Below are 18383 nucleotides of genomic sequence, written 5' to 3'. Positions count from 1 at the left end.
CGGCAAATGGCTGCAGGTAACAGGTTGCGAAATTGTCCCGTCAGGCTACGCTGAAAAAATCTGTGTGATCCACTGACCTTCCGCGTGGCCTGACAATCTGATGGATAAAATCAACGCCCTGCTCGATGAGATCTATGAAGGAGACCTGCCCGCCATCGCGCGCGAGCGTCTGCTGTCACATATTCGCGCCGCGCGCGACAGCGTGAAAATGCCACGCAAAGCGCACTGGGATGAGAAAGATGTGGTGCTCATCACCTACGCCGATCAGTTTCGTGAGCCGGAGCAGCCCACCCTCGCCAGCTTTACACGCTTTTATCAGCAGCACCTGCAGTCTGCTTTTAACCTGGTGCACCTGCTGCCATTCTTTCCCTACTCGTCCGATGATGGCTTTTCGGTTATCGACTACCACAAAGTCAATCCGATCTGCGGTGACTGGCAGCAGATTGCGGCGCTGCACAGCCAGACGCGGCTGATGTTCGACTTTGTCTGCAACCATATCTCGGCGCACAGCGCCTGGTTTCGTCACTATCTGGCGCAGGACCCGGGCTGGGATGATTTTTTTATCAGTATGCCGCCGGCCACCGATCTCAGCGCCGTGACCCGCCCGCGCACTTCGCCGCTGCTTACGCCTTTTACCCTGGCCGACGGCAGCACGCGCTATATCTGGACCACCTTCAGCGCCGATCAGATCGATCTTAACTTCGCCAGCCCGGATGTGCTGATCCGTATGATCGGCGTGCTGCTCGACTACCTGAAAAAAGGTGCGGATTATGTGCGGCTGGATGCGGTTGGCTATATGTGGAAAACGCCGGGCACGCGCTGCATTCACCTGCATAAAACCCATTTGCTGGTGAAGCTGTTCCGCGCCGTCGCCGATGTTGTTGCGCCGGGCACGGTGATCATCACGGAAACCAACGTGCCGCACCAGGATAACATCAGCTATTTTGGCCGCGGGGATGATGAAGCGCAGATGGTATATCAGTTTTCTCTGCCGCCGCTGGTGCTGCAGGCGATCCATGCCGGTTCAGCGCGCGCGCTGCGTCAGTGGGCCGCCTCGCTGACGCCCGGCAGCGGCAGCACCACCTTTTTTAACTTTCTCGCCTCGCATGACGGTATCGGCCTGAATCCGGCGCGTGGCATTCTGTCAGAGCCTGAAATTGTTGCCCTGGTGCGTGAGCTGGCGCTGGAAGGCGCGCTGGTGTCATATAAAAACAACCCCGACGGCACCACCAGCCCCTATGAAATCAACGTTACCTATCTCGATGCGCTTAACCATCAGACCGATGATGATGAGACGCGCCTGCGCCGTTTCCTGCTGGCGCACGCCATCCTGCTGGCGTTTCCGGGCGTGCCCGCGATTTATATTCAGAGCATCCTCGGCTCGCGTAACGATAACGAAGGGGTGCGCGCTGCCGGCCACAACCGCGCCATCAATCGAGAAAAATATAGCCTGCGTGAAATGGAGCAGTGGATCAGCGGCGGCGACTGGCTGCGTCAGCAGGTGTTTGAACGGCTGAGTGCGCTGATCCAGCTGCGCACCCGCCAGCCCGCTTTTCATCCCGATAACGCCATGACTCTGCTGGAGAGCGACAATGCAATCCTGCTGTTTCGCCGCCACGCGCCAGATGAAGAAGGGCTGCTGTGCCTGTTTAACCTGAGCAGCCGTGAAATTACCGCCACGCTGCCGCAGGCGCGCCACTACCAGGATATCGTCAGCGGGCAAAAGGTGGACGGCAGCGCGCCGGTGACGCTCGCTGCCTGGCAGTTTATGTGGCTGCGTGGATAAACTGCGTCACGTGCCCGCAGAACGCCTCAGGATGTGAGATAAACGGCGCATGCGCTGCCTTTTCCATGACCACTGACGGGGAGCCGGGCCAGCGCGCATCCAGCTCGGCGGCAATACGTCGCGGTACCAGCCCATCCAGCGCCCCATAGAGGCGCAGAAACGGCACGCTAAGAGTGTCCAGCGCCGGGCGCAAATCGCTCTGCCGCAGAATCTCCAGCCCGCTCTGCAGCGCCGCAACTGACGGCATCGGCTGCGAAAGCACCACCTCTTTCAGCTGACGCGCATCCTGACGCGCATTTTCTGTCCCCATGGTCTGTAATGCCAGAAAGCGCTCAACGGTGCGCCGGAAATCGTCACTGAGCTGCTGCTGAAAACCGGTCAGGGTGTCGGGCTTAATCCCCGGCCACTCCGCCTGCGCGGTAAAACAGGGCGAGGAGGCTACGCTGATCAATGCAGAAACGCGCGCCGGCTGCAGCAGCGCCAGCTGGCTGGCAACCAGCCCGCCCAGTGACCAGCCCAGCAGCGTGGCGCGTTCAGGCAGCTGCGGCAGCAGCTGTTGCGCCATCTGTATCAGCGTCAGCGGACCGGCCGCTGCGCTGCGGCCAAATCCGGGCAGATCCACCAGATGCAGGCGAAAATGGGGACTGAGTCGCGGAACAATGTGTTGCCACACTTCGGCATTCAGTCCCCAGCCGTGCAGCAGCACAAGATCGCGATCGCCCGCGCCCGTGGTGTGCCAGTAAAGCGAACTCATCGGTTACACTCCCGAAAAGTGAAAAAGAGGTCGCTATGCTATCAACCCCGGCCCGCTGCTGGCTATGCCATCTTCCGCTGCAGATTGCACACCACGGCTTGTGCACTCTCTGTCTGCATCAGCTGCCGCTCCTGCCGGCGCTCTGCCCCTGCTGCGGCCTGCCAGCCACTGCAGCGCAGCGCTGCGGTCGCTGCCTGCGTCAGCCGCCGCCGTGGCATCGCTTAACCTGCGTCAGCGATTACACTCCGCCGCTGAGTGACTGGGTACAGCAGCTGAAATTTTCCGGCGCGATCGCACTCAGGGTGATGCTGGCGCGGCTGCTTTTGTTAAAATTGTTAACAACGCGCCGGAATGAACCCGCTACAGCGTTCGATCTGGTGCTGAGCGTGCCGCTGCATCATCAGCGCGCCTGGCAGCGCGGCTTTAATCAGTCAGCGCTGCTTGCGCAGCCGCTCGCACGCTGGCTGAGGTGTGAGTATCGTGAAGGTGTCAGCCGGATACGTCGCGGCGGCACCCAGCATCAGCTTAATGCCCGCGCGCGCCATCATAATCTGCGCAGCGCGTTCCGCCTTGAAATGCCGGTGCAGGATCGCCATATCCTGCTGATTGATGATGTGGTCACCACCGGCAGCACCGTAGCGGAGATCAGCCGCCTGCTGCAGGCTGATGGCGCCGCCCGCATCCATATTGGCTGCCTGTGCCGTACCTTGTAGAGCGTCGGTGTTGGGCGTATTATAACCAGGTAATTTAGTCAACTATTGAGCAATCGCCATGATCCGTATTACTGATACTGCGCAAGAGCATTTCGCAAAACTGCTGTCAAAACAGGAAGATGGCACCCAGATCCGCGTATTCGTTATTAACCCGGGTACGCCAACCGCCGAGTGCGGCGTCTCCTACTGCCCGCCTGACGCGGTAGAAGCAACGGATACCGAACTGAAGTTCGATAAACTCTCTGCCTATGTGGATGAGCTGAGCGCACCCTATCTTGAAGATGCAGAGATTGACTTCGTTACGGATAATCTCGGCTCTCAGCTGACCCTGAAAGCGCCAAACGCGAAAATGCGTAAAGTTTCTGACGATGCGCCGATGGCAGAGCGGGTCGAATATCTGCTGCAGGCGCAGATCAATCCGCAGCTGGCCAGCCACGGTGGCCGCGTGTCGCTGATGGAGATCACCGATGATGGCATCGCCGTGCTGCAGTTTGGCGGCGGCTGTAACGGCTGCTCGATGATTGATGTCACGCTGAAAGATGGCATTGAGAAAGAGCTGCTGGCTGCCTTCCCGGAACTGAAAGGGGTTCGCGATCTCACTGAACACCAGCGCGGCGAACACTCCTACTACTGATAGTTTATGCGGCAGCGCCCTGCGCTGCCGCGCTTTTACTACGCTTTACGCGCCTCGCTTACCGTTTTCAGCAGTTTCTTCACGCCCTTATCCGCAAACACCTCTTCCAGCGTAAAGCTCCACTTGCGTCGCCAGTTAGGATACTCATCTGTTGTGCCCGGCACGTTAACCGGCGTTGTCATGCCCATCCAGTCCTCCGGCTGCAGGCCCAGCAGCGTGCTGCGGGTAAGCGCCAGAAAGCGATGGATAGCCTGATTAAAGGCTGGCGTCAGCGCCTGTTTTTCCGCCTGCTTTGCACTGCGCGCCGGCATGGCCCCGGCCTGATGCAGCGCATCCAGCAGCGCCTGTTTCTGTTCCACGCGCTGCGCCTGCAGCGACTGCAGCGTACTGCCTTTATACATACCCAGCTTCTCGCCCAGTGCCAGATCCTCCGCCTGCCAGAAGCCGCTCAGCGTCGGCAGATCGTGCGTGCTGGCACTGGCGATGGACTGCGGCGGATAGCTGTCGGGCAGGCGATAGCGCCCCTCTTTTTCCTGCTCGAAGAACAGTACTTTCCAGGAGAAAACCCCGCTGTCGCGCAGCAGTTTGACAATTTCCTGCGGCACGGTGCCGAGATCTTCGCCAATCACCATGCAGCGCATCCGCTGGCTCTCCAGCGCCAGAACCGCCAGCAGATCCTCTACCGGATAGGAGACGTAGGCGCCTTTATCCGCACCTTCCCCATGCGGGATCCACCACAGTCGCAGCAGCGACATCACATGGTCGATGCGCAGCGCGCCGCAGTCGCGCATATTCGCGCGCAGCAGGTCGATAAACGGCTGATAGCCACGCGCGCGCAGCACGTGCGGATCGAGCGGCGGCAGCCCCCAGTTTTGTCCCAGCGGTCCCAGCGGATCGGGCGGCGCGCCGACCGAAGCGCCAAGTTTATATAGCTGCGGATCCTGCCAGGTTTCGGCACTATGTTCAGCCACACCTACCGCCAGGTCACGGTAAAGCCCCACCGCCATACCCAGCTCCTGACTGCGCTGCCAGCAGTCACTGAACTGCTGATGCGCCAGCCACTGCAGCCAGCTCCAGAAGCCAATCTCCTCTTCATGCTGCGCGCACCAGGCCTGGACTTCCGGCTGCGCGGCACTGCGTAAACCCTCCGGCCAGGTTTCCCAGCCCCACCCCTGCTCATCCTGCCCGCTGCGCTCAGCCAGAATGCCATCAAACGCGGCCTGATAACGCAACGCGTCGCCGCCCGCCGTCAGAAACGCCTGGTAATCCGCTTCCTCTGCCGCCTGCGGCTGATACTGCTGCCAGGCCAGACGCAGCGCCTCCAGCTTGAGTGCCGCCACTGCCGCATAGTCAACTGCCTCCACCGCGCGCGCCTTCTCCAGCGCCTTGCGGGTTTTCGCACTCTTCCACCAGCGCTGTGCCGCGGCGCTCTGCTGAAATGCTGCCACCTGGCTGACGTCAATATAGAGAATATTCAGCCAGCGGCGCGACGCCGGGCTGTAGGGGCTGGCGAGATCGGGCTGAGCCGGATAGAGCGCATGCAGCGGGTTAAGGCCAATAAAGTCGCCGCCGTGCGCCGCTACCTGCTCCAGCATCCGTTTTAAATCGCCAAAGTCACCGATACCCCAGTTCTGCTCTGAGCGCAGCGTATAGAGCTGCACCAGCGCACCCCAGCGTTTTTCTCCCTGTGCCAGCGGTTCAGGCAGGTAGCAGCGACGCGGCGCAATAATCAGGCGCGACTGCCACTCCTGACGCCCTTTACGCAGGCTGAGCTGATGATAGCCCTGCGTCAGACGCGGCGGCAGCGTCAGCATCTCGCCACCCTGTACCGTGCCGCTGTGGCTTTTGCCCTGCTCAGTGGTCAGCTGCCAGGTAAATTCACCTTTGCCACCCACCGCAAGCTCGCGCCGGGCGCGTGCCACAAAGACCTGCACCGGCGGCACCGGCGGCGCTTTACCTGCCGGCGCCTCCATTACCGCCAGCAGCGCCTCTTTGGTCTCATCGCTGATGGTTTCCTTTTCCCCTCTGGCATTCACAAAACGCAAGGCAATTCCCGCCGCTTCTGCGGCCTGATCCAGTTTATTGAGAGACATCAACGCTCCTTTCGCGTCCGGGCTGGCGGATAGAGATCAAAAGGATAAGTAAAGTCGCGCCTGGTGAAAAAAGCGACCGGATCGGAAGGGAGAGGGAAAAAATAGCTGCCGGGCGCGTGGCCCGGCGCAGGATCAGCAGAGTTCGAGATGGACCTCATGCTGCTCAATTACTTTAAGCACGCTGGCGGGAGGCTTCTGATCGGTAAACATGTAATCAATCAGTCCCATATTGCCCAGATTGACCATAGCGTTACGCCCGAACTTTGAGTGATCCACAACCAGCATTACGCAGCGCGAATTGTCGATGATGGCTCGTTTGGTCCGGACTTCATGGTAGTCAAACTCCAGCAGCGAGCCATCCATATCGATGCCGCTGATACCGAGAATGCCGTAGTCGAGGCGGAACTGCGAGATAAAGTCGAGCGTGGCTTCGCCCATGATCCCGCCGTCACGCGTGCGCACTTCTCCGCCGGCGATGATCACCCGGAAATCGGGCTTGCCCATCAGCAGAATGGCAACGTTAAGGTTGTTCGTGACAATCCGCAGATCGTTATGGTTCAGCAGCGCATGGGCAACCGCTTCGGGTGTAGTACCGATATCAATAAACAGCGTTGCGCCATCCGGGATCTGACTGGCCACGCGTGCGGCGATGCGTGCCTTTTCTGCCGACCACATCATTTTACGATCCTGCCAGGCGGTATTTTCCGAACTGGAGGGCAGCGCCGCGCCGCCGTGATGGCGCTGAATTTTATTCTGATCGGCCAGATCGTTTAAATCCCGGCGGATGGTCTGCGGACTGACCGCAAAATGCTCAACCAGCTCTTCCGTACTGACATACCCCTGACGCCGGACCAGATCGATAATGGCGTCATGACGTTGCGTCTGCTTCACATCTCTCTCCTCGGCTTGCAGCCGTGTTCTTTTTATCTCTGATGACGGGCAGCGTGGCGCGTATCCACAAACGCCATAGCCAGCCCGACCAGCAGGCCGGTCACGTGCGCGGCATTAGCAATTGCCAGACCAAATGCGCCGTACCAGCCAATTACCAGCCATACAATAGCGAAACCAATCAGTCCGCGCTCCAGATAAATACCGCTTTCGGGATCGCGCTCGCCGCGCAGCCAGCAATAGCCCATCAGCGCATAGACCACACCCGAAAGACCGCCAAACAGCACGCCGCTGAATTTGGCCTGCATCCAGCCGCTGAGCAGCGCAGAGATCAGCATAATCACAAACAGCTTGCCGCTGCCGAGTCGCTTCTCGACCGCTCCGCCGAGATACCACCACCACATCAGGTTAAACAGGATATGCAGCAACGAAAAGTGCAGCAGCGCATGGCTGAACCAGCGCCAGACCTGAAAATATTGCGAGGCGTCAGCCGGCCAGCCCAGCCAGGCCAGCGCGACATCATCACCCGCAATCTGCATCAGAATAAACACTGCGACGCAGAGCGCCATCACCGAAAGCGTCAGCGGTCCGGCGCGTTCGCGAATCGTGGCCCAGACGTTGCTGCGCTCATAGTGCAGCCCGCTGCGGGTGCTGCCGCTGCGCCAGCTGGCCGCCTGATAGCGCGGGTGATTAGGGTCGCGAACGAATTGCGCAAGTTCGTTTTCGACCATCTGCAGCTGGCTCTCATCATCCAGCACGATCACAAAGTGACTTTCCTGCTCTATGCGCAGCGTCACACCGCGCGTCGCCATATAATCCACAAACGCCTGCGCGGTGCGGGCGTGGCTGAACCGGGTAATACGCATCATGCTGCGCTCTCCTTAAGGTGGCGGGTCAGAGACTACCGGTCGCGGTCTGCGCAGGAAACGCTGCACGCCAGGCGTCAAACCCGCCATCAATGCTGTACACCTCACTGAAACCCTGCCCCAGCAGAAACTGCGCGGCGCCTTTGCTGCTGTTGCCGTGATAACACATCACCAGCACCGGCAGATCGCGGCGCGCCTGCGCGATAAAGTCCGCCAGGTTGTCATTGGAGAGATGCTGCGCGCCAGCGGCATGTCCCAGGGCGAAACTCTGTGGATCGCGAATATCGACTAACTGCGCGCCCTGCGCCAGCTGCGTGTTTGCCTGCTGAACGTTAATACACTCGAAGATTTCCATCGTTATCTCTCATTTCGCTGTTCTGTTTGCGCCTAGTTTACCCTGAGAAACAGGTGCCATAACCTGATAAAGAAAAGGGTTATCTGTTTTTTTTCCTGCCGGAATGTTAGCTGCATCACGCAGGAATGTTTTTATTGCGTTAAAGACTGGCGAAAATGTTGGTTTCCGATTATTATTACGCTCGAAAACGAACATTTTAGAACTATTCCGAACATCGGAGGAGATGACGTGGAAACCAAAGACCTGATCGTGATCGGCGGCGGCATCAACGGAGCCGGCATTGCAGTGGACGCTGCAGGACGCGGACTGTCTGTGCTGATGCTGGAGGCGCGGGATCTGGCGTGTGCCACCTCCTCCGCCAGTTCCAAACTGATTCACGGCGGCCTGCGCTACCTTGAACACTACGAGTTTCGTCTGGTTGGCGAAGCGCTGGCCGAGCGTGAAGTGCTGTTAAAAATGGCGCCGCATATCGCTTTCCCGATGCGCTTCCGCCTGCCGCACCGCCCGCACCTGCGTCCGGCGTGGATGATCCGTATGGGCCTGTTTATGTATGACCGCCTCGGCAAGCGCACTACGCTGCCGGGCAGTAAAGGTCTGCGCTTTGGCGCGGAGTCGGCGCTGAAGCCGGAAATTACGCGCGGTTTTGAATATTCCGACTGCTGGGTGGATGATGCCCGCATGGTGGTGCTGAACGCGCAGGAAGTTGAGCGTAAAGGTGGCGAAGTGCGCACCCGTACCCGCGTTAACCGCGCATGGCGTGAAGGCGGCATGTGGATGGTTGAGGCAGAAGAGGTCGATACCGGCAAAATTCTGACTTGGCGCGCTAAAGGCCTGGTTAATGCGGCCGGCCCGTGGGTTAAACAGCTGTTTGACGACGGCCTGAAGCTGAAATCCCCTTATGGCATTCGCCTTATTAAAGGCAGCCATATCGTGGTGCCGCGCGTGCACACCGAAAAGCAGGCTTATATTCTGCAGAACGAAGATAACCGTATCGTGTTTGTTATTCCGTGGATGGATGAGTTCTCTATCATCGGTACCACCGACGTTGAGTACAAAGGCGATCCGAAAAACGTTAAAATTGATGAGGAAGAGACGCGCTATCTGCTGAAGGTGTTTAACGCGCACTTCAAAAAGCAGCTGACCTCAGATGATATCGTCTGGAGCTACTCCGGCGTGCGTCCGCTGTGTGATGATGAGTCAGATTCACCGCAGGCGATCACCCGCGACTATACGCTGGACGTGCGTGATGATAACGGCGGGGTGCCGCTGCTGTCAGTGTTTGGCGGCAAGCTGACTACTTATCGCAAGCTGGCAGAGCATGCGATGGAGAAACTGGCGAAGTACTACCCGAACGCCGGCCCGGCCTGGACAAAAAATGCCGTGCTGCCGGGTGGTGATTTCTCCGGTACGCGTGAGGACTACGCTGCCGGTCTGCGTCGCCGCTATCCCTTTATCAGCGAAAACATGGCGCGGCACTATGCCCGCACCTACGGCAGTCGCACCGAAATGCTGCTTGAGGGTGCCACCAGCCTGACCGATCTGGGCGAGAATTTTGGTCATGAGTTCTATGAAGCTGAACTGCGTTATCTGGTCAAAAACGAGTGGGTACGTGAACTGGATGATGCTATCTGGCGCCGTACCAAGCAGGGTATGTGGCTGAACACGGCCCAGCAGGCGCGCATCAGCGAGTGGCTGGCGCGCAACAGCCAGAAGCCGGCGCTTTCGCTCGCATCGTAAGGTCTGTTATCCGCTTTACCGACCCCGCACCCGCTGCGGGGTTTTTTATGTCGCCGGATAACCGATTCAGGAAGAGCGTGCAGGGATAACAGAACAGCGCCGCTGCCCCACAGAAGCGGCAGCGGCGCTGGCACAGAGCAGCAATCAGAGCCCGGCGTGTTCGCGGATATATTTGCGCGCTTTTACCGCATATTCAAACGGGTTGGCGATAGCCGGATCCTGCTCCGCCTCTACCACCATCCAGCCTTTATAGCCTGCCTCGTCGAGAATTTTAAACACCGGCGCGAAATCGATCGCACCATCTCCCGGCACGGTGAAGGTGCCTTTCTTCACGCCATCAAGAAACGACAGGGATTGCCCGCGCACTTCAGCTACCACTTCGTCGCGCACATCTTTCAGATGCACGTGGAAAATACGCGGCAGATGCGTGGTCAGTACGTCCAGCATCGCCTGCTGCGATCCTTCAGAGTAGTAAATATGGCCGGTATCATAGAGCAGGCCTACGCTGTCGTGGGTCAGCGCCATAAAACGGTCAATCTCTTCCGGCGTCTGGATCCCGGTTCCCATATGGTGGTGCAGCGTCACGCGCATGCCCTTTTCTGCGGCAAGCTGCGCCAGTTCGTTATAGCCTTCCGCCGTCAGGCGCCACTCTTCGTCACTGAACACCGGTTTCTGCTCAAACACAGCCAGCGTGGTACCCTGAATACTTTTGCTCTGCTCTGAACAGCCGATAACGCGCGCGCCCATCGCATGCAGGAAGTTCATATGGTTGATGAACTCATCGATGGTCTTCGCCTTATCGCCGTTAGCAAAAAAGGTGCTGAACCACGCGTTGCAGATCTCAATGCCGCGGATATCGAGCATCGGTTTCAGAATCGCCGGATCGCGCGGGTATTTACTGCCGACTTCGCTGCCGGTAAAACCGGCCAGCGCCATTTCACTGACCGTCTGCTGGAATGTGTTCTCTTTGCCCAGATCGGGCATGTCGTCATTGGTCCAGCCGATCGGCGCTATCGCCAGCTTTACATTCTCTTTGTTCATCTTCAGATCCCGGAATCAGGGCGGCGGAGCAGCCGCGCCGCCGCAAAAAAAGTAGCAGGTTATTTGCTGTAGAATGCCGGACGCGGTGGCATTTCAACCGGCTCAATCGCGCCGCTGTTCTGCGCCTTCAGGCAGGCGTCAGCTGCTACTGAAGCGGCAAAGCCATCCCATGCGGAAGGTCCGGTAAGCTCACCGGCTTTAACATCGTTAATAAACGCCTGCAGCTCGACGTCATAGGCGTCGATAAAGCGATCTTTCCAGTCGGTCAGCAGCGGCGTACCGAGGCGCGCATTTTTACGCGTCTGGATCGCCGACGGTTCTGGCAGACGGGCGATGCCCTCTTCTCCCACCACTTCACACTGGATATCGTAGCCATAGGCGCAGTTCACGAAGATCTCCACATCGATGCGGATCCCTTTCTGCGTTTCAAACAGCACAATCTGCGGATCTTTCAGCTGCGCATGCGATTTTGACGTGACGCGCGGAAAGACCACCTGCACCGATTTATAGTCATCCTCCGTCAGCCAGCGCAGCACATCCAGCTCGTGGATCAGCGTGTTGGTGATGGCCATGTCGGTGGTGTAGTTCTCACCCACGCTCTGATTACGGTGCGCACAGTGCAGCATCAGCGGTTCGCCAATTTCACCTTCAGTAATCACTTTTTTCAGGGCGCGGTAGCCCGCGTCATACGGGCGCATAAAGCCCACCTGCACCAGCCGTTTACCGTGCTGAATTTCCGCATCCACAATACGGCGGCAGCCTTCCGCACTCATCGCCAGCGGCTTTTCACAGAATACCGGCTTGCCGGCAGCGATAGCCGCCAAGGTAAACTCTTCATGCGTCGGGTCCCAGGAGGTCACCAGAATGGCGTCAACCTCCGGCGAGGCGATCACCTGATGACCATCCTGATAAACCTCCGCGCTGATATTCAGCCGCTGCAGCGCCGCCCGGGCCCCCTCAACGTTGATGTCGGAAACCGCCACCACTTTTGCGCCCTGCAGTACGTTGTTACAGCGACGGATATGCTCCTGACCAATTGCACCGGTCCCGATTACCCCGAGTTTGAGCGTCATGATTACACCTGTAGAGTCAGATAAGAGATAAGACGGCCGATCTGCGCCGGCCAGAAGCGTTAATATTTACGTGCCTGCTGAATGTGCTGATTCAGCTTGTCAGCGACCTGCTGCGTACGCTCAGATTCAGAGGTTTGCGCCACGCCGACGTTCCACCAGCTGAAATATTTGTGCACCATGGTTTTTGGCAGCACTTTGATATCAATCAGGGTGGAGACGCTTTGCTGCTGTGCGTCGGCCAGCGCAGCCTTCAGCTGCTCAAGCGTGGTGACGCGGTAGGTTTTGCAGCCGTATCCGGCGGCAATGGCCGCAAAGTCCACCGGCACAAAGCCGCCATCGAGCCGCCCCCCTTCCGGATTACGGAAGCGGAATTCGGTCGTAAAGCTGTCCATACCGTGTTCCATCTGCAGGTTGTTAATGCAGCCGTTGGTCATGTTATCCAGCAGGATGACGTTGATCTTCGCGCCCTCCTGAATCGACGTCACCAGCTCTGAGTGCAGCATCATGAAAGAGCCATCACCGACCATGGCATAGACCTCACGCTGCGGCTGGGCCAGCTTTGCCCCCAGCGCGGCGTTGACTTCATAACCCATGCAGGAGTAGCCATACTCCACGTGATAGTCGTTGTAACTGCGGGTGCGCCAGACGCGCTGCAGGTCGCCCGGCAGGCTGCCCGCTGCGGCCACAATGACTGCGTCATCCGGCAGCTGCTCGTTCAGCGTGCCGAGCACGCTACTCTGCGTCAGCACGGATTGAGTAAGACGCTGAAATTCGGCAAACAGCGCGTCGCGATCGATATGGTCAGCAATTTCCGGAACGAAATCATCGCTGTTCCAGGTAGCAGCATAGACGCGCTGCGTCTCCTGCCGCAGCTGACGCTGCGCCTCTTCTATCTGATCGCCCCAGTGGCTTTCAAAGCCCTGCAGCTGCTGCGCCAGCGCGGTCAGCCCTTCGCGCGCATCGGCGAGCAGCTGCACGCCATCGAGCTTGTAGCTGTCGAAGTTGCTGACGTTAAGATTAAGGAAGCTGACCTCCGGATGGCGGAAAATCCATTTTGACGCGGTGGTGAAGTCGGTATAGCGGGTGCCGATACCGATAACCAGATCGGCCTCTTTCGCCAGCAGGTTAGCGGCCAGAGAGCCGGTTTCCCCCACGCCCCCCAGGTTCAGCGGATGTTCGGAACTCAGCGTGCCTTTGCCCGCCTGCGTTTCCGCAAACGGAATCGCGAAGCGCTCAGCAAATTTCAGCAGCGCCTCGCCCGCTCCGGAGTATTTGACGCCACCGCCCACGACAATCAGCGGCTTGTGCTTGCGCGCAATCAGCGCCAGCGCAGCCTCAAGCTGCGCAGGAGAAGGAAGGCGGCGATCGAGCCGATGCACGCGCTTCTGAAAGAAGTAGTCCGGGAAATCCCACGCTTCGCCCTGTACATCCTGCGGCAGGGCGAGCGTCACTGCACCGGTTTCGGCGGGATCGGTCAGCACGCGCATGGCGTTAATACAGGCGGACATCAGCTGCTCCGGGCGGCTGATGCGATCCCAGTATTTGCTGACGGCGCGGAAAGCATCATTGGTACTGATACTTAAATCGTGGCTCTGCTCAATCTGCTGCAGCACCGGATCGGGCTGGCGGGTCGCAAACACATCGCCGGGGAGCAGCAGCAGCGGAATACGGTTGGCCGTGGCGGTTGCCGCAGCGGTAATCATGTTGGCCGCGCCCGGGCCTACCGACGAGGTACAGGCGATAATCTGACGGCGCAGCGACTGTTTGGCAAAGCCGGTCGCAGCATGCGCCATACCCTGCTCGTTGCGTCCCTGATACACAATCAGATCGCCGCTATCCTGCTCCAGCGCCTGACCCATACCGAGTACGTTACCGTGGCCGAAAATGGCGAACACGCCTTTCACAAACTTGCTCTCTGCGCCATCGACATTCAGATATTGATTATCGAGAAACTTCACCAGCGCCTGTGCCGTTGTCAGTCTGATCGTGCCCATATCTCTTTTCCTTTGCTTGCCGGCATCCGCAGAGGAGCCTCGCGACCCGGAGCAGGCTGTCTGGCTGCCCCGCGCATAAGTGAAACATGCGGCGATTATAAACAAATATTTTTTCCATAAAATACAATTACAGAAGAAACATTTCATTTTGCGATGGAGATCAAATTCAGCAGAGTAAAGTGGCTGAGCAGCCGTTTCTGCGTGGCTAAAGTGGAACGAAGCCAGAAAGCGTGGCGCGGTTATGAACTTTTGTTTCACCCGGAGAGCTTCTGCTATTTACCTGATATTTCCTGCGATCGGCTTCACAGCCCGGAGATGCCGCGCCTGTTTACGACGTTACCCCTGCTCTGTTGCGCAGAGCGGTAATTTTACCTGGCTCACAAAATAAAGATGTATGTTTCATTTTATGTTGTTTATGAAATATTCATTCCTCATACTGATTTTCCAGCCAGTCAGGCATTCTGAGAACCCGACAGCAGCGCACCCGACACGGGTGATGATGTTCGTGCCTGCTTATCACAGAAGGAAACTATAGGTATGAGTACACAACAGAAGCGGCTTGATGTGATTTGTATCGGACGCATCGCCGTTGATCTCTATGGTCAGCAAATCGGTTCGCGCTTAGAGGATATGACCAGCTTTAATAAATATCTGGGTGGATCCTCAGGCAACGTGGCGTATGGCACAGCCATTCAGGGGCTGAAATCTGCGATGCTGGCGCGCGTCGGCGATGAACATAACGGCCGTTTTTTACGTGAAGAGCTGCAGCGCGTCGGCTGTAATACTGACGGCCTGATCACCGACAAAACGCGTCTGACCGGACTGGTGATCCTCGGCATTAAAGATGAAGAGACCTTTCCGCTGATCTTCTATCGCGATAACTGCGCGGATATGGGACTGGTGCCGGATGATATTGAGGAGGCGTTCATTACCTCTTCACGCGCGGTCGCGATTACCGGCACGCACCTTTCCCATCCGGATACCCGCGCCGCCGTGCTGAAAGCGCTGGATATTGCCCGCCGCAACGGGCTGCGTACCGCGCTGGATATCGACTATCGGCCGGTATTGTGGGGCCTGACCTCACTGGGCGACGGTGAGACGCGCTTTATTGAATCGGGCCAGGTAACCCGCCAGCTGCAGGAAGTGCTGCACTATTTTGACCTTATCGTCGGCACCGAAGAGGAGTTTCACATTGCCGGCGGCAGTACCGATACGCTGACGGCGCTAAAAAATGTGCGCCAGGCAAGCCAGGCCACGCTGGTGTGCAAGCGCGGTCCGCTGGGCTGCGTGGTGTTTGAGGGCGATATTCCGGACAGCTGGGAACAGACCCGGCTGCAGAGCGGCGTGCAGGTTGAAGTGCTGAACGTACTGGGTGCGGGCGATGCATTTATGTCCGGTCTGCTGCGCGGCTGGCTGAACGATGAGAGCTGGGAGCAGGCGTGTCGCTACGCGAATGCCTGTGGCGCGCTGGTGGTGTCGCGGCACGGCTGCGCGCCGGCAATGCCTACTAAAGCGGAGCTGGATGATTTCCTCAGCCGCGACCGTGAGGTTAAACGACCAGATCGCGATACGCGCCTTACTCACCTGCACCGGGTCACCACGCGCCGGCAGCAGTGGCCGGAGCTGAATGTGTTCGCCTTTGACCACCGTAAACAGCTGGCCGATATGGCGCTGGAAGCGGGCGTCAGCGAGACGCGCATTCCGCAGTTGAAACTGCTGCTGCTGCAGGCGGCGCAGGAGGCGGCGGCAGAAGCAGGCCTGAATGAAAAGAGCGGCATTCTGGCCGATACCACCTACGGGCAGAAAGCGCTGAACGCCATCACCGGCAAAAAGTGGTGGATTGGTCGTCCGATTGAGCAGCCCGGATCGCGGCCGCTGCGCCTGGAGCATGGCAATATCGGCTCGCAGCTGATCGACTGGCCGGCGGAGCACGTGGTGAAGTGCCTGGTGTTTTACCATCCGCACGACAGCGCTGAGCTGCGCGATGAGCAGGATGCGCTGCTGCTGGATGTCTGGCGCGGTTGTAACAAGAGCGGGCATGAGCTGCTGGTAGAGGTGATCCTGCCGGAGAGCAATCCGGATCACAACGAGTCTTACTATCATGAGATGCTGAGCCACTTCTACAGCCTCGGCATTCAGCCCGACTGGTGGAAACTGCCGCCGCTCTCTGCAGAGAGCTGGCAGGCGATAGGTGCGCTGATTGAACAGCAGGATCCGTACTGTCGCGGCATACTGCTGCTTGGCCTGGACGCGCCGGAAGATAAGCTCAAGGCGGGCTTTGCCGCGGCGGCGCAGGCGGAGTGGGTAAAAGGATTTGCCGTCGGGCGCACCATCTTTGGTCAGCCTTCACGTCAGTGGCTGAAAGGCGAGCTGGATGACCAGACGCTGATTGAGACGGTAAAAGGCAACTATCTGCGCCTGATTGGCTACTGGCGCGCGGCGCGCGGTTAGATCCGGCGGGCATTGTTTCCGCACACCCTCTCCCCTGGCGGAGAGGGTGCAACCCTCTGCTTTAGCTCTTTCCCGTGCCTCTCTCTTTCCGGCCTCCGATAACTTCACCGCAAACCGTACTGCCGCCACGCGGTTTTGTGAGGTATTGCATAATCCAATGAAATAGATGCGCTGCTGATGACAATTGAATGAAATTTTCCATCCATCTGGTACTATAGCGCTCATTATCCAGCCATTTTTCTTTTGTTAACGGGCCGAAGCAATGACCAATAATCCAACCCAGCTCACTCTGCTACAGGACGATATCCGTCGTCGCTACGAGACGCTGAGCAAGCGTCTGAAGCAGGTGGCTCGTTATATTCTCGATAACAGCAACAGCATCGCTTTTGATACCGTCGCCTCTATCGCTCAGCAGGCTGATGTACCGCCCTCCACGCTGATCCGTTTTGCCAACGCTTTTGGCTTCAGCGGCTTCAATGAAATGAAACAGGTGTTTCGTCAGCATCTGATGGAAGAGACCGTTAATTATACCGAGCGCGCGCGCCTGTTTCGCCAGACGGCCACCGATGACAGCGCCAGCTCGCCGGAAAGCCCGATGGAGATCCTCAACGTCTTCACCATGGTTAACAGTCAGGCGCTGCAGCAGCTGGCGATGCAGATAAACCCTGAACAGCTCAACAAAGCGGTACAGATGCTGAATGAGGCGGAGAATATCTACATTATTGGCCTGCGCCGCTCCTTCAGTGTGGCTTCTTATCTGGTGTATGCGCTGCGTCACCTTGAGCGCCGCGCGTTCCTGATTGACGGTCTCGGCGGCATGTTTGCCGAGCAGCTGAGCATGGTGAATCCCAAAGATGTGGTGATCGCTATCAGCTACTCGCCCTACGCCCGCGAAGCCGTTGAGCTGGTCGAGCTGGGCGCCCGACGCGGCGCGCATCAGATCGCTATCACCGACAGTCAGGTCAGCCCGCTGGCCGCCTTCAGCGACGTCTGTTTTGTGGTTCGTGAAGCGCAGGTCGATGGATTCCGTTCTCAGGTTGCTTCACTCTGTCTGGCGCAGACGCTGGCCGTGTCGCTGGCGCTGACTAACAGCAGCGAGCCGGAATAACTGCACCCATAAAAAAGGGCAGCGCGCTGGCTGCCCTTTTACCCTCCATACCGCGACTCAGCGGCTGCGTGGATAGCTATCGCTGTTTACCCAGGCGTGATCTTTCTCCCAGGTAAATTTCCACTGCCGTACCGGTCCCGCCATCACGTTGAGATAGTAGTTGTCATAGCCCGCCAGCGTGGCGACCGGGTGGTAACCGCGTGGCACCATGACCACATCGCGATTGCCGGGCGCCATACAGACATCCAGCGAGCGATCGTCGGTATAGACCCGCTGCATAGCAAAACCGGGTTCCGGATCAAAGCGATGGTAATAGGTCTCCTCCAGATAGGTCTCATCCGGGCTCGCTTTATCATCATGCTTATGGCTTGGCCAGGAGCTGGTCGCTCCTTCACCGGTATAAACCTCCACCACCAGCAGGCTGTCCGCCGCTTTGTTATCCGGCAGAATATTATGCACCAGACGCTGGTTACGCCCTTTGCCGCGATGCTCAATGCCTACCTCTTCCGGCGGGATGAGCCGGGCCGGCAGATCGCCATGTCCCGGCGCGCTGCATACGGCCAGCTCAAGATCGGTTTCTGCGGTGATCTCCGCCTGATCGTGGTGCGGCACATAGACTGACCACGGGGGAGTCCGCTCAAACGGCGACATGCGCTTGCCAATACCGGCAAAGGCAGCGTGACGGGTTTTAACCGACGCCCGCCCGGCGACCAGCACCAGGCAGAGCTCTTTCTCACCGCTCTGCAGCGTCAGCGTCTCGCCCTGCTTTAGCAGGTAAGCCGCAAAGCCAACATATTCCCAGCCTGCGCTCTGCGGCGTGACGTGCTGAATACGACCGCTGCTGTCAGGCTGCTGTGCTTTTGAAATCAGGGACATGCTTTCCTCCTGTG

General features: G+C 58.4%; 15 protein-coding genes. 6 read left to right on the top strand and 9 right to left on the bottom strand.

All coding sequences use genetic code 11. The features are described 5' to 3' along the window. Window positions 1-100: 100 nt before the first annotated feature. Entirely contained in the window at window positions 101-1786 is a 1686-nt protein-coding gene (locus tag F3J39_RS16845; RefSeq protein ID WP_094111189.1) for an alpha-amylase family glycosyl hydrolase, read from the top strand. Here F3J39_RS16845 and bioH read toward each other — a convergent pair. Further along, window positions 1767-2540: a pimeloyl-ACP methyl ester esterase BioH gene (gene bioH / locus F3J39_RS16840; RefSeq protein WP_104086018.1), complete on the bottom strand. Its 774-nt coding sequence runs from the start codon at window positions 2538-2540 to the stop codon at window positions 1767-1769. The two genes, F3J39_RS16845 and bioH, sit on opposite strands and share 20 nt — an antisense overlap. A gap of 35 nt (window positions 2541-2575) precedes the next feature. Here bioH and gntX point away from each other — a divergent pair, with 35 nt between their 5' ends. Continuing rightward, the gene (gntX, locus tag F3J39_RS16835; protein WP_166714457.1) at window positions 2576-3253 is read left to right on the top strand and encodes a DNA utilization protein GntX; all 678 of its coding nucleotides are present in this window, start codon (window positions 2576-2578) and stop codon (window positions 3251-3253) included. 58 nt (window positions 3254-3311) lie between these two features. Next, window positions 3312-3887: a Fe-S biogenesis protein NfuA gene (gene nfuA / locus F3J39_RS16830; protein WP_039380973.1), complete on the top strand. Its 576-nt coding sequence runs from the start codon at window positions 3312-3314 to the stop codon at window positions 3885-3887. Between the two features lie 38 nt (window positions 3888-3925). Here the strand turns inward: nfuA and malQ are convergent, their stop codons facing one another. The 4 genes from malQ to glpE all read right to left on the bottom strand — a co-directional run bounded on the left by malQ (window position 3926) and on the right by glpE (window position 8089). Further along, window positions 3926-5980, bottom strand: a complete 2055-nt coding sequence (malQ, locus tag F3J39_RS16825) for a 4-alpha-glucanotransferase (RefSeq protein WP_166714456.1) — start codon at window positions 5978-5980, stop codon at window positions 3926-3928. 132 nt (window positions 5981-6112) lie between these two features. Then, on the bottom strand, window positions 6113-6871 hold the full coding sequence (locus F3J39_RS16820; protein WP_039380978.1) for a DeoR/GlpR family transcriptional regulator: 759 nt from the start codon (window positions 6869-6871) through the stop codon (window positions 6113-6115). 32 nt (window positions 6872-6903) lie between these two features. Next, a complete protein-coding gene (gene glpG, locus F3J39_RS16815) occupies window positions 6904-7734 on the bottom strand; it encodes a rhomboid family intramembrane serine protease GlpG (protein ID WP_039385660.1) in 831 nt (276 codons plus the stop codon). Window positions 7735-7762: 28 nt separating this feature from the next. After that, window positions 7763-8089 carry a thiosulfate sulfurtransferase GlpE gene (gene glpE / locus F3J39_RS16810; RefSeq protein ID WP_166714455.1) on the bottom strand — a complete coding sequence of 109 codons (327 nt, stop codon included), beginning with the start codon at window positions 8087-8089 and terminating at the stop codon, window positions 7763-7765. 228 nt (window positions 8090-8317) lie between these two features. On the opposite strand from glpE, the gene glpD reads away from it, so the two are divergent. Further along, window positions 8318-9826, top strand: a complete 1509-nt coding sequence (gene glpD, locus F3J39_RS16805; RefSeq protein WP_166714454.1) for a glycerol-3-phosphate dehydrogenase — start codon at window positions 8318-8320, stop codon at window positions 9824-9826. Between the two features lie 144 nt (window positions 9827-9970). On the opposite strand, the gene iolE is transcribed toward glpD, so the two are convergent. From iolE to iolD, 3 genes are read right to left on the bottom strand one after another with little or no spacing between them, the layout of a single operon-like run. Then, window positions 9971-10867 carry a myo-inosose-2 dehydratase gene (iolE, locus tag F3J39_RS16800; protein WP_071669280.1) on the bottom strand — a complete coding sequence of 299 codons (897 nt, stop codon included), beginning with the start codon at window positions 10865-10867 and terminating at the stop codon, window positions 9971-9973. 59 nt (window positions 10868-10926) lie between these two features. Continuing rightward, a complete protein-coding gene (locus tag F3J39_RS16795; protein WP_039380988.1) occupies window positions 10927-11940 on the bottom strand; it encodes a Gfo/Idh/MocA family oxidoreductase in 1014 nt (337 codons plus the stop codon). A 59-nt stretch (window positions 11941-11999) separates the two neighbouring features. After that, on the bottom strand, window positions 12000-13934 hold the full coding sequence (iolD, locus tag F3J39_RS16790) for a 3D-(3,5/4)-trihydroxycyclohexane-1,2-dione acylhydrolase (decyclizing) (protein ID WP_039380990.1): 1935 nt from the start codon (window positions 13932-13934) through the stop codon (window positions 12000-12002). Window positions 13935-14471: 537 nt separating this feature from the next. Here iolD and iolC point away from each other — a divergent pair. Further along, window positions 14472-16385, top strand: a complete 1914-nt coding sequence (gene iolC, locus F3J39_RS16785) for a 5-dehydro-2-deoxygluconokinase (RefSeq protein ID WP_108570178.1) — start codon at window positions 14472-14474, stop codon at window positions 16383-16385. A 262-nt stretch (window positions 16386-16647) separates the two neighbouring features. Next, window positions 16648-17493 carry a MurR/RpiR family transcriptional regulator gene (locus F3J39_RS16780; RefSeq protein ID WP_039380996.1) on the top strand — a complete coding sequence of 282 codons (846 nt, stop codon included), beginning with the start codon at window positions 16648-16650 and terminating at the stop codon, window positions 17491-17493. A gap of 57 nt (window positions 17494-17550) precedes the next feature. Here F3J39_RS16780 and iolB read toward each other — a convergent pair whose 3' ends face one another. Next, window positions 17551-18369, bottom strand: a complete 819-nt coding sequence (iolB, locus tag F3J39_RS16775; RefSeq protein WP_104086010.1) for a 5-deoxy-glucuronate isomerase — start codon at window positions 18367-18369, stop codon at window positions 17551-17553. Window positions 18370-18383 lie beyond the last annotated feature (14 nt).

It is taken from the genome of Pantoea sp. Acro-807, assembly GCF_011752675.1.
In the GTDB taxonomy this organism is placed as follows: Bacteria; Pseudomonadota; Gammaproteobacteria; order Enterobacterales; family Enterobacteriaceae; genus Pantoea; species Pantoea eucrina.
This window is presented reverse-complemented; position numbering and strand designations above follow the sequence as displayed.

Excerpts from the sequence above, each read along its gene's own strand:
- F3J39_RS16845 (WP_094111189.1), top strand. The coding sequence starts at position 101 with ATGGATAAAATCAACGCCCTGCTCGATGAGATCTATGAAGGAGACCTG.
- bioH (WP_104086018.1), bottom strand. The coding sequence starts at position 2,540 with ATGAGTTCGCTTTACTGGCACACCACGGGCGCGGGCGATCGCGATCTT.
- gntX (WP_166714457.1), top strand. The coding sequence starts at position 2,576 with ATGCTATCAACCCCGGCCCGCTGCTGGCTATGCCATCTTCCGCTGCAG.
- nfuA (WP_039380973.1), top strand. The coding sequence starts at position 3,312 with ATGATCCGTATTACTGATACTGCGCAAGAGCATTTCGCAAAACTGCTG.
- malQ (WP_166714456.1), bottom strand. The coding sequence starts at position 5,980 with ATGTCTCTCAATAAACTGGATCAGGCCGCAGAAGCGGCGGGAATTGCC.
- glpG (WP_039385660.1), bottom strand. The coding sequence starts at position 7,734 with ATGCGTATTACCCGGTTCAGCCACGCCCGCACCGCGCAGGCGTTTGTG.
- glpE (WP_166714455.1), bottom strand. The coding sequence starts at position 8,089 with ATGGAAATCTTCGAGTGTATTAACGTTCAGCAGGCAAACACGCAGCTG.
- iolE (WP_071669280.1), bottom strand. The coding sequence starts at position 10,867 with ATGAACAAAGAGAATGTAAAGCTGGCGATAGCGCCGATCGGCTGGACC.
- F3J39_RS16795 (WP_039380988.1), bottom strand. The coding sequence starts at position 11,940 with ATGACGCTCAAACTCGGGGTAATCGGGACCGGTGCAATTGGTCAGGAG.
- iolD (WP_039380990.1), bottom strand. The coding sequence starts at position 13,934 with ATGGGCACGATCAGACTGACAACGGCACAGGCGCTGGTGAAGTTTCTC.
- iolC (WP_108570178.1), top strand. The coding sequence starts at position 14,472 with ATGAGTACACAACAGAAGCGGCTTGATGTGATTTGTATCGGACGCATC.
- F3J39_RS16780 (WP_039380996.1), top strand. The coding sequence starts at position 16,648 with ATGACCAATAATCCAACCCAGCTCACTCTGCTACAGGACGATATCCGT.
- iolB (WP_104086010.1), bottom strand. The coding sequence starts at position 18,369 with ATGTCCCTGATTTCAAAAGCACAGCAGCCTGACAGCAGCGGTCGTATT.